Source organism: Oleiphilus sp. HI0061 (assembly GCF_001635675.1).
Map to the genome: position 1 here is coordinate 1 of NZ_LWFE01001008.1, position 10,559 is coordinate 10,559.

Below are 10,559 nucleotides of genomic sequence, written 5' to 3' on the forward strand. Positions count from 1 at the left end.
CAATTGAAAAGGCTAGATGTGCTGATTGATTTCGGGATTTTGCTCAAGTATCAACTTCGAGAAAGAAAATTGAATGAGCAGCTTGTATTGGCCAAGCTGCCTGCAGACGAATATAAACTTCATTGCGCCTATTCAAAACAAATTAAAAATAAGATTGCGCCAAAAACACTCGATATGCTTATTGAAAACCTCGTCAGAACCGGTGAGCTTGATCGAATTCTAAAACGTTATCAGTGATCCACTTCATTAGATAAATTGCTGCTTTATTGGCTTGCGGCATACTGTGTTGATCGAAACTGGCTCAAACTATAATCTCTTGTATAGAATTCAGGGTGAGCTAAGGGCGCTAGTTGGATAGGTAAGGCTACTTTTGCGAGTGACAGGTTTTTCAGCAAGAAAGGGCCTTCTTCCTGAGCGTCATGAATCATTAAGCCATCGAACTCCAAAGGTATCCAATGCTTGCCAGGTGCAAGCTCACCTGAATGTTGGGTTGTGCCAATAGGTGTATTACTGGCGCTATAGAGCGAGGCTTGAAAGTAAAAACGGTTTTTGCTGCTGACGCTAATTTCGGTCTCTATTAATAAATTCCCTTGCGCATTGAGCTTATCTCGAAAGTTTCCGGTCAGCTCTAGAGCCGGTTCTGAAAGAGTGAAAGTAATAGCGTCTGCAAGTTTGTTGGTTTTGTTAACGATTAGTACTTTATATAAACCAGCAATTTTTTCTGCATCAATATCAATTCGATATTCGTAAATGCCGTCCTGATTTTCGTCAGTGAACTCAAACTGTTGCAGGTTCGAGCTTTCATTGTAGATTAGTTGGCCCAGAAACTGGCTTGGAATTGGTGCTTGGTTCGCGTCCTGAAGGCTTGCATAGATGGTTGCTATGTCTCCATGAAGATAGTATTTCTTATCGCTCCAGATTGTTAGTGCAGTATGAGTCTCTTCATCAAGGCTGGTCCGTTCATCAATTGCGTAGCGCTTCTCGGTGGGGTCTTGCTCAGCTGAGCTGATTTTTTGGTTATAGTCTGGGTAGCGGGTAAAGCGATTGTGATCATCAATGATTGCTTCATGTAGTGCAGTTTTTTGCTGGATAGCTTTAATTCTGTCGATGGGGCTCAAGGGCGCTTGCTGCTCGAGAACTTCTTCCTGATCTTCGGTTTCATTGATGTCGGTGCTTGGTAGTTTGGATGGTATTTTTGCTATGACATTATTATTTTCAGTTTTTTGCTGAGCCTGATCAGCAGAGGTCTTACTAACGACAGCAAGCTCGGGCGTGTCTGTGTTTGAGCTGTTGAGCCATAGAAGCCCGCCAATTGAAAGAATTGAAACAAGTGAGATTGTTATTGTTTTGTGTTTCTGCATTTTGGTTAACTCTTAGTTTAGGCGCTTGGTGACTTGGAGGGTAACCCTGGAACTAGCCGTGTAGTTCCAGGGTTCAGTCTATCTCTTGATTTTGCTTATCTTAGTTTGCAGTACAAGAGTCTATGCGGCCGGCCATGTTGCGTCCATTGCCGCAAGATAGGCCGTTTTCGATGGAGGTGTAGCTTGGAGAGTTTATGCCTCCGTTTCGTTCTGCATCGTGGTCGGTATAAACACTCGCCATATTATAGGTGCGCGGTGTGCCTTTATTGCTGTTATTACACTTGAAGGTCGGGCTGCCGTAGGCAATACCAAAGAATGTTTTGTAGGTATTCAGGTCGTCCCAAATATTGCGCTTACCGGAACCTTCACAGCTCATTTGCGATGCCAGGTTGATATAACCATCATCTTCGCCATTAAGCATAGCCGCAGATGCGCCTTCAATACCAGGGAAGCTCTTGTAACCGCCCATAACATAAACCGGAGCAGCTAGGTTGGAACCAATATAATTCTTAACAGTGTAAGAATCGTTTGTTTGAAGCCATTGTACACTTGGGTTGCAGTCTTTACCTAAGAATGCCGCGTTTATAAGTGCATCTAACCAGTTGCCGTTACAAACTCGGTCAGCACCTTCGGTTCCGGTTATTGCGCCGCCAAGCGTGAAAATCCCGAGAATGTCGTTCATGGCGGATGCATAATCAACACTAACGGAACCAGAGCTTGTGTAAGCCGTATTGTAGTTGGGTGCGCCTGAGACCGCATTACCGGCGATAAACATCATCTGCTGAGCGCCCTGACTATGCGATACAACCCAAAAGTCGTCATTGGCCGAGCATTGAGTGCCAGCTTGAGGGTGATTGAGGCCGTCTCCGTTACCTTGCTTGATAGAAATGATCTGTCGAGCAATTTCGCCAGAGGTTTCGTTTCTCCAGTAAGGGTAGCCGCTTTCGTCGGTTGAGTCGTAACCAACAATGGCATAATTGTCGCCAGAGCTCAGCAAGTCATCCATAAAGTCAGCACCGTTATAGTTGCTGAAGTGGGATGTTCGCCAAGAGTCGAGGGCATTGATTTTGATGTCGCCTTGGGTTCCGTGCCCGTGAACCATTATATAGCAGTTGTCGGCAGCCATCGCTTGCCCTGATCCCCATAATAGAGATAAAGAAAGCGCGCAGGTGGAAAGTATAGATTTCTTAGTTTTAAACATAGTTAGGACCTTTCGATATGTATATTATTTTTATTTTGCGTCCTGCGGACAAAGTACAACAGACACTTTATCTGACCATTATCTGAGAAGAGAGGGCCGACCTGTTTTTACTTGATCATTATTTATCGGGAATGGTAAGAAGACCATGACAGTAGAGGACAGAGTATTGGCATTTTTGGCAATAAATATAGGGCAAGCACTTAGGCTTACCCTATAGACTTTTATGCCTGTTTAGTCAGAAAAATTGGCAGCAACGTAGTCTGCAAGACGGGAGCGTTCAACGCTTTGTAGTGTGATGTGAGCATAGTGTTCCCAGTTTCGCATGCGGTCCATTGCAAAGCTGAAGCCACTCGTTGAGGCCGATAGATAGGGTGTATCAATTTGCTTTAGGTTGCCAATCGCAATGACCTTAGTGCCTGGACCAGCTCGTGATATGAGACCGTGCATTTGTGCAGAGGTCAGGTTCTGGGCTTCATCAATAATGAAGATCTTGTCGGAGAAACTTCGGCCTCTCATAAAACCGGAGCTTTTTATTTTTACGCGGCTTTTTAAGAATTCAACACTCGACTTCCTTTCGAAATCGGTGCCGTTGGGGTTGGCGCTCAATGTTTCCAAAGCATCGGTGATCGCGCCCATCCAAGGGCCGATTTTATCTTCTTCTTCGCCGGGTAAGAAGCCGATATCTTCACCCATTGGAACCGTGGCCCGAGTGACAATGATTTCATCATAAAACTTATCTTCGTACACCTGGTGTAGTGCCGCAGCTAGGGTTAACAGAGTTTTACCTGTCCCGGCTTCTCCGGCGATGGTGACGAAATCAATTTCAGGATCAGTGAGTGCTGCCAAAGCAAAATTCTGTTCTTTGTTTTTAGCTTGAATTCCCCAGCAATGATATTGAGATTCAAAATCGGGTAATAACTCAATCGTAGCCGTCTGATCGACAACTTGTCTCAATTGGCCGCGGAAAGTTTGATTACTGCTGGAGTCTGAATATATGTGAGTATTGATGCTCCAGTTGCGAACCCAGGGAGCAGTAATGTGATAGGTGATAAGCGTGCCAAATTCCTGAGAATCCTCTCGGTCAATTTTGATATCTATACCAGGCGCTTCCCACATTTCATCGGTAATTTCGACTTGGCCACTAAAGAGTAATTCGTCACCGACATTGGCTACTTGGTCATTTCGGTAGTCTTCTGAAATCAGGCCATGAACGCTGGCCTTAATGCGCATATTAATATCTTTAGTAACTAGAACTACTGCTACGTCACTATTAGCGTAGTTTTCGCTCAGTTGTCGGGTGACAGCAATGATTTCGTTGTCTGCAACCGGCGCACGTTCCTTTTCGAAGGTTTGGAAGAATAGCTTGCCCTCGTGATTAGTAGCCGGATATAAGGTGCAGGAGTCAAGGCTGATGCCTTTATCGAGCTGGTCTATTTCTATGTTGGATAATAGCTCGTCAAGATAACGGTGAGCCTGCCGAGCGTTGCGGGCAATTTCATTTTTGCCTCGTTTGTGACCATCGAGTTCTTCTAATACTCGAAGAGGAATAAACACTGCGTGTTCATCAAACTTGTAAATAGACTCTGGTTCGTGGATTAGTACATTGGTATCGAGTACATAAAGCTTCTTGTTGTGTTTTAACTTACTTTTTACCATACAAAAACCTCTGACTTATGCAACTTAGGGTTGATAGTTAACTGACCAGATTGTGCCATCAAGTGTGATGCCATCAATTAGAGCTAAGCGTATTTAGCTAGCAGCTTCATCGACGATGACTTTGAGTAGATCATAAGTAGTAATGATACCGCTCAGGTCTTCACCTTTTTTGACAAAAACGCGGTGTAAATGCTCCTCCATCATTAGTTTAGCGACGTCGACAATGGCTGTTTCCTCGTCGACGGAGAAAATTATTGGGGTCATAATATCGCCTACTTCTACTGGAAGTTTGGCCATGCCTTCAAAAATCATCATACGTAAGCGTCTTGCTTCGAGCTTCTCTTCTTCGCTGAGCTGTTCCTCATAAGAGCTATCAACAGAATTTAAGTGGAAGTCGGCAATATCTTTAAGTGTAGCAATGCCAATAAGCTGCCCTTCTTGATTAGCAACGGGGCTGCCAGAGATATTGTTATCAGATAAGAAGGCAGAAAATTGCTGCATGGTCCAGGATTGTGGGACAGATTTGACGTGTGGAGTCATAATGTCGCGAGCGTAGAGTTTATTTAGCTTTCCTGAAGTGGTGTTGCCAGTGTTCATGCTATGGGGTCATTCCTTTACTTAAATTCTACAGTAGTAACTTAAAAAAAAGACCTCCGAAGAGGTCTTGGTCTTAATCTTCTGGAAGTGTAACGTTTAGTTCCAGAATTGAGCAATCATCGTTTTTATCTAGCTGTACCTGAACTTGTTCTTGATCGACAGGTACATATTTTCTTATCACCTCGAGAATCTCTTGTTGGAGCTGAGGTAAATAATCAGGTTGTTCACGTTTACCTCGTTCATGTGCGACGATGATTTGTAAACGTTCTTTAGCGATTGATGCAGTGTTCTTTTTGCTGCTTTTAAAGTAATCGAAAAAACTCATGCTGTTGTAGACCCCTTAAACATACGTTTAAAGAAGCCCTTTTTCTCTGTTTGCAAGAAGCGATGAGGCAGCTCGTTACCTAGCAGTCTCTCTACAGCATCCGAGTAGGCTTGTCCGGCATTGCTTTCTTGGTCGTGAATAACAGGAACCCCTTGGTTTGAAGAGGATAGTACTGCCTGAGACTCAGGTATAACGCCTAGTAGTTTCACGGCCAGAATATCTTTTACATCTTCTACATTAAGCATTTCGCCTCTATCGACTCGCTCTGGGTTATAGCGAGTTAGTAGCAGGTGCTCTTTGACGGGTTCTAGTCCTTGCTCGGCACGTCGAGATTTACTGTTCAGGATACCAAGGATTCGGTCAGAATCCCTGACTGAAGATACTTCAGGGTTTGTGACGATAATCGCTTCATCGGCAAAATACAGAGCCATCTGTGCGCCGTGTTCAATACCGGCAGGTGAGTCACAGATAATGAAGTCGAAAGTCTTGGCAAGTTCAGATAGAACTTTTTCAACACCATCTTCGGATAGGGCATCTTTATCACGAGTCTGAGACGCTGGCAGGATGTACAGATTTTCAACCTGCTTATCCTTGATAAGTGCTTGGTTAAGTGTCGCTTCGCCATTGATGACATTTACGAAATCGTAAACGACGCGTCGTTCACAGTTCATAATTAAGTCCAGATTTCGTAGACCTACATCAAAATCAATGACTACTGTTTTTTTGCCCTTAAGGGCCAGACCTGTTGATATGGACGCGCTAGTGGTGGTTTTACCTACGCCGCCTTTTCCAGAAGTTATGACAATCGTCTTAGCCAATTTTATATCCCGTCTTACTAATTGTGTGTCGTTAAAAGGTTACGGTACAGCTTTGTTATTTGTATTCGGAAGTCCTTTGTAAGTGCTGTAATCCAGATCCGTTTTCGTTATATTTCAAGTTCTTTAAAGCTTAGTGTCTCGTTGCTTAAATAGACTTGAGTTGGTTTTTTTAGTGCTGCTTTATCGATATCTTCGCTGATTTTGTATTGCCCGGCAACAGAAACCAGTTCTGCTTCAAGGCTGTGGCAGAAAATTCGAGCATTCGTATTGCCCTTTACCCCTGCTAAGGCGCGACCGCGCAGTGCGCCATATACGTGAATATTACCATCAGCCAAGATCTCTGCACCGGCGCTAACCGGCGCAAGTATGATCAAATCTCCATCGGCAGCATAAACTTGCTGGCCTGAACGGATAGGGGTGTGAATGATTTTGCTTTGCTGAGGTGCTTGTTGAACGACAGTTTTAACCACTTCGACTGTTTCAACTTCTGTATGTACGACCTCTTTTACCTTAGCCTCTGGCTTTTCTGGTGCTGGCTCTGCCTGTCTTTCTTTCTGTTTTGCCAGTAGCCCTAAGCCTGCCTCTTTTGCAGCTTGCTGGTGCTTCTCTAAACCGCCCCTAACTGCCACTGCTTTAATCGAAAACTCACGACATTGGTTGATCAGTTTGTCAAAAGGAACACTGTCTTCTTCAGTAAGCTGTTCGATGTCAATGATGACAGGGAGGTTCTCGAAAAAGCCAGGGGCTTGTGTTGTCTTTGCTGAAAGCTCTTGCTGAATTTGAGCTTCGTCATAGTAGGCCAATTCCAGAACGGTCATCGGCAGTAAAGAGCCTTTAAGCTTTAGGCAGTTGCCAGATGAGCGAGTGGTAGAAGCGGTAGATTCAGGTGTCGCCTGATCGTTAGAGTTGGAGCTGACTGTGGCGCTAGACGTCATTGAGTTACCTGAGCTTGGTTTCTGTGCAATCAGGCCCGATTGTAAGCCAGTTGAGTCACGCACAGATACTTAAATTACAGTTATTGTTTGTGTCATGCCGCAGTTCGAATTAGAGTGCGGTTGATATAGTGAAATATCTTAACATGAGATTGATACTTTCGCTCGAATTTTTAGACTTAATGTGGGACACTTTCGCTCATTATAAAACTGGCCGCTTTTTATAGAGTCCTTAATTAAAAAAGGTAACCATGACCAACGAAATTATGTCTTTTGAAGACGGAGTTGAACAGGTTTCGCTTCGTGAATACACCGAGAAAGCTTATTTAGACTACTCAATGTACGTCATTCTTGATCGTGCATTGCCACATGTTGGGGACGGCTTGAAGCCTGTCCAGCGTAGAATCGTTTACGCTATGTCCGAATTGGGCTTGAAGGCGACAGCCAAGTACAAAAAGTCTGCTCGTACGGTGGGTGATGTCTTGGGTAAGTTTCACCCTCATGGAGACAGTGCTTGTTACGAGGCAATGGTCTTGATGGCGCAGCCCTTCAGTTATCGCTACCCCCTTATTGACGGACAAGGAAACTGGGGTTCTCCGGATGACCCGAAGTCTTTTGCTGCGATGCGATATACCGAGTCAAGGCTGGCTCCTTACGCAGATACACTTTTAGCTGAGTTAGGTCAGGGCACCGTAGAGTGGGCGCCAAACTTTGATGGCACCATGGATGAACCTAAAACTCTGCCAGCACGCTTACCTAATTTGCTATTAAACGGTACCACGGGTATTGCCGTGGGTATGGCAACTGATATTCCACCACATAACCTTAGGGAAGTGGCGAGTGCTTGTATTCGCTTACTTGATGACAGCAGTGTCAGCAATGAGCAGCTTGCTGAGAATGTTCTGGGGCCGGATTATCCTACTGGTGCCGAGATCGTGACGCCTCGTACTGAGTTATTGAATATCTACGAAACGGGCAGAGGCTCGATTCGTATGCGTGGAATTTACCACAAGGAAAACGGCGATATTGTGGTAAGTGAATTACCGCACCAGACTTCCGGGGCTAAAGTACTGGAGCAGATCGCTTCGCAAATGCAGGCGAAGAAGCTGCCAATGGTTGCCGACTTACGAGATGAGTCTGACCATGAAAACCCAACCCGTTTAGTAATTGTTCCACGTTCTAACCGCGTTGATATTGAATCTTTAATGGGTCACCTTTATTCAAGCACCGATTTGGAAAAAACCTATCGTGTTAACTTGAATATGATTGGTATCGATGGCCGCCCGGCAGTGAAAGGCCTGAAGGTTATTTTAACTGAGTGGCTTAGTTATCGAACAGATACCGTAACGCGTAGACTTAAATTTAGGCTCGATAAAGTCGAGAAGCGACTACACCTCTTGGATGGGCTATTGGTCGCCTTCCTGAATATCGATGAAGTAATCCATATCATTCGAACAGAAGATGAGCCAAAAGCTGTGTTAATGGCTCGCTTTAATCTGACTGAAGTTCAGGCAGACTATATTCTGGATACCAAGTTGAGACAGCTCGCTCGACTTGAAGAAATGAAGATTCGTGCCGAGCAGGAAGAACTTGAAAAAGAACGTAAAGAATTGAAGAAAATCCTAGGTTCTTCAGCTTTGATGAAGGCCTTGATTAAAGAAGAATTATTGGCGGATGCAGAAAAATACGGCGATGATCGTCGCTCCCCAATCGTTGAGCGGCAAGAAGCAAAAGCTTTCTCAGAAGCTGATTTGATTTCATCTGAACCCGTGACGGTTGTCTTGTCAGAGAAAGGTTGGGTGAGATCGGCTAAAGGTCATGATATTGATCCGGCAGGGCTGAATTATAAGTCGGGTGATGGCTACGCTTTATCGGCCAAAGGTAAGAGTCATCAAGGTGTCGTGTTTATTGATTCTACCGGGCGCTCTTATACCGTGCCGACACATAGCTTGCCGTCAGCAAGAGGCCAGGGAGAGCCCTTGACCGGTAAGATCAACCCGCCTTCGGGCGCAACGTTTAAAGCGGTCGTGCTTGGTGAACCAGATCAGAAACTATTGATGATGAGCAGTGCTGGCTACGGCTTTATTAGCAATATTTCTAACTTGCAGAGCAAGAATAAAGCCGGTAAGGCTGCTTTGTCCTTACCTAAAGGGGCGGAAGTTATGTCGCCTCAAATGCTAGGTACTGTTGAGGGCAATTATATCGCAGCAGTGAGTAACGAAGGGCGGATGTTGGTCTTTCCCGTGAAGGATCTGCCAGAACTGGCGAAGGGAAAGGGTAACAAAATAATCAGTATTCCTTCTGCTCGAGTTCAAAGTGGTGAGGAGTGGTTGGTGTCCGTGGCAATTTTTGCTGAAGATGATCATTTAGTGATTCATTCAGGCAAGCGTCACTTGAAGTTAAAATTCTCAGACTTAACGCATTATGTCGGAGAACGTGGCAGGCGAGGGCATAAGCTTCCTAGAGGGCTGCAGAAAGTTGATCGCATGGAAGTTGTAAAAAATGAGCCTAAGCAGGCAAAAGGTGAAGTAATTGAGTGAAATTATTCTGATTAATGTTTCAGGGCGTGATAAGTCCGGCTTAACCTCTGAAATTACAGGTATTATGGCGCAATATGAATTGAATATTCTGGATATTGGCCAAGCTGTTATTCATGATCACCTTACCTGGGGGATTCTGGTTGAAGTGCCAAATGAAGGCAGTTCTTCTGGAGTGATGAAGGAGCTTTTGTTCCGTATGCACGAGCTGAACCTCCAAGTTACTTTTCAGGCTGTGAGTGCTGAAGAGTATATGCATTGGGTCGAAGGAAAGGGTAAAGCGCGCTATATCGTTACCTTGCTTTCTCGCCTGATCACTGCAGAGCAAATTGCTAAAGTCTCTGAAGTGACTGCGGAGCATGATTTGAATATCGACAACATTACCCGACTGTCCGGGCGTCGTGGTTTGGATGTCGATCCTCAGTCGAGCCAGGCATGTTTGGAGTTCTCTGTTCGCGGAAATGTGCCGGATGCTGAGGCGTTGAGAGCTGACTTTTTAAAGATTGCCAGTGAGCTTAACGTCGATATCGCCTTCCAGGAAGACACAATTTATCGCCGTAATCGTCGTTTGGTGGTTTTTGATATGGATTCCACCTTAATTGAAGCAGAAGTGATCGATGAGCTGGCGAAAGAAGCGGGTGTCGGAGATCAGGTATCTGAAATCACCGAGCAAGCCATGCGTGGTGAGATTGATTTTACTGAGAGCTTTGCTCGGCGTGTTGGTTTATTGGAAGGTTTGAGCGAAGAAGTGCTAAGCAAAGTAGCTGCGCGCCTTAAGATGACTGAAGGTGCAGAAAGGTTGATCTCAACGCTAAAAAGCCTGGGTTACAAGACTGCTATTTTATCGGGCGGTTTTACATACTTTGCTAAAGGGCTGCAGGATAAGCTTGGTATTGATTATGTTTATGCCAATGAGTTGGAAATTAAAAACGGTAAAGTAACGGGGTGCGTGACGGGCCAAGTGGTTGACGGCCAGCGCAAAGCGGCTTTGTTGGATGAATTAGCCAAGAAAGAAAAAATAGGGCGTGAGCAGGTTATTGCTGTCGGAGATGGTGCTAATGACTTGCCAATGCTGAGTCGAGCTGGATTGGGCGTAGCGTTTAGAGCTAAACCTCTTGTGAAAGAGTCCGCT

The 10,559-nt window shown here is 44.9% G+C and carries 10 protein-coding genes; 3 read left to right on the forward strand and 7 right to left on the reverse strand.

All coding sequences use genetic code 11. The features are described from left to right. Positions 1 to 237 (forward strand): hypothetical protein (locus A3735_RS12190; RefSeq protein ID WP_231882550.1); only part of this gene is annotated, 237 nt, incomplete at its 5' end. Between the two features lie 26 nt (positions 238 to 263). Here the strand turns inward: A3735_RS12190 and A3735_RS12195 are convergent. The 7 genes from A3735_RS12195 to minC form a co-directional block, all read right to left on the reverse strand. Continuing rightward, entirely contained in the window at positions 264 to 1,361 is a 1,098-nt protein-coding gene (locus A3735_RS12195; protein ID WP_068513806.1) for a hypothetical protein, read from the reverse strand. A 100-nt stretch (positions 1,362 to 1,461) separates the two neighbouring features. After that, the gene (locus A3735_RS12200; RefSeq protein ID WP_068513810.1) at positions 1,462 to 2,562 is read right to left on the reverse strand and encodes a hypothetical protein; all 1,101 of its coding nucleotides are present in this window, start codon (positions 2,560 to 2,562) and stop codon (positions 1,462 to 1,464) included. Positions 2,563 to 2,793: 231 nt separating this feature from the next. Further along, positions 2,794 to 4,218 carry a PhoH family protein gene (locus tag A3735_RS12205; RefSeq protein ID WP_068513813.1) on the reverse strand — a complete coding sequence of 475 codons (1,425 nt, stop codon included), beginning with the start codon at positions 4,216 to 4,218 and terminating at the stop codon, positions 2,794 to 2,796. 93 nt (positions 4,219 to 4,311) lie between these two features. Next, complete coding sequence (locus tag A3735_RS12210) at positions 4,312 to 4,815, reverse strand: HPP family protein (protein ID WP_068513817.1); 504 nt, start codon at positions 4,813 to 4,815, stop codon at positions 4,312 to 4,314. A gap of 73 nt (positions 4,816 to 4,888) precedes the next feature. Then, the gene (gene minE, locus A3735_RS12215; protein ID WP_068513820.1) at positions 4,889 to 5,140 is read right to left on the reverse strand and encodes a cell division topological specificity factor MinE; all 252 of its coding nucleotides are present in this window, start codon (positions 5,138 to 5,140) and stop codon (positions 4,889 to 4,891) included. After that, entirely contained in the window at positions 5,137 to 5,958 is an 822-nt protein-coding gene (gene minD, locus A3735_RS12220; RefSeq protein ID WP_068513822.1) for a septum site-determining protein MinD, read from the reverse strand. Before minD ends, minE begins: the two co-directional genes overlap by 4 nt. 107 nt (positions 5,959 to 6,065) lie before the next feature. Beyond that, a complete protein-coding gene (gene minC / locus A3735_RS12225; protein WP_082865084.1) occupies positions 6,066 to 6,893 on the reverse strand; it encodes a septum site-determining protein MinC in 828 nt (275 codons plus the stop codon). Positions 6,894 to 7,141: 248 nt separating this feature from the next. On the opposite strand from minC, the gene parC reads away from it, so the two are divergent. Next, on the forward strand, positions 7,142 to 9,430 hold the full coding sequence (parC, locus tag A3735_RS12230; protein ID WP_068513825.1) for a DNA topoisomerase IV subunit A: 2,289 nt from the start codon (positions 7,142 to 7,144) through the stop codon (positions 9,428 to 9,430). Then, positions 9,423 to 10,559, forward strand: a 1,137-nt coding sequence (gene serB / locus A3735_RS12235) for a phosphoserine phosphatase SerB (RefSeq protein WP_068638123.1), incomplete at its 3' end; no start/stop codon positions are given. The genes parC and serB, both read left to right, overlap by 8 nt.

Coding starts and splice junctions, on each gene's coding strand:
- A3735_RS12200 (WP_068513810.1), bottom strand. CDS start 2,562: ATGTTTAAAACTAAGAAATCTATACTTTCCACCTGCGCGCTTTCTTTA.
- A3735_RS12205 (WP_068513813.1), bottom strand. CDS start 4,218: ATGGTAAAAAGTAAGTTAAAACACAACAAGAAGCTTTATGTACTCGAT.
- A3735_RS12195 (WP_068513806.1), bottom strand. CDS start 1,361: ATGCAGAAACACAAAACAATAACAATCTCACTTGTTTCAATTCTTTCA.
- minE (WP_068513820.1), bottom strand. CDS start 5,140: ATGAGTTTTTTCGATTACTTTAAAAGCAGCAAAAAGAACACTGCATCA.
- parC (WP_068513825.1), top strand. CDS start 7,142: ATGACCAACGAAATTATGTCTTTTGAAGACGGAGTTGAACAGGTTTCG.
- minC (WP_082865084.1), bottom strand. CDS start 6,893: ATGACGTCTAGCGCCACAGTCAGCTCCAACTCTAACGATCAGGCGACA.
- A3735_RS12210 (WP_068513817.1), bottom strand. CDS start 4,815: ATGAACACTGGCAACACCACTTCAGGAAAGCTAAATAAACTCTACGCT.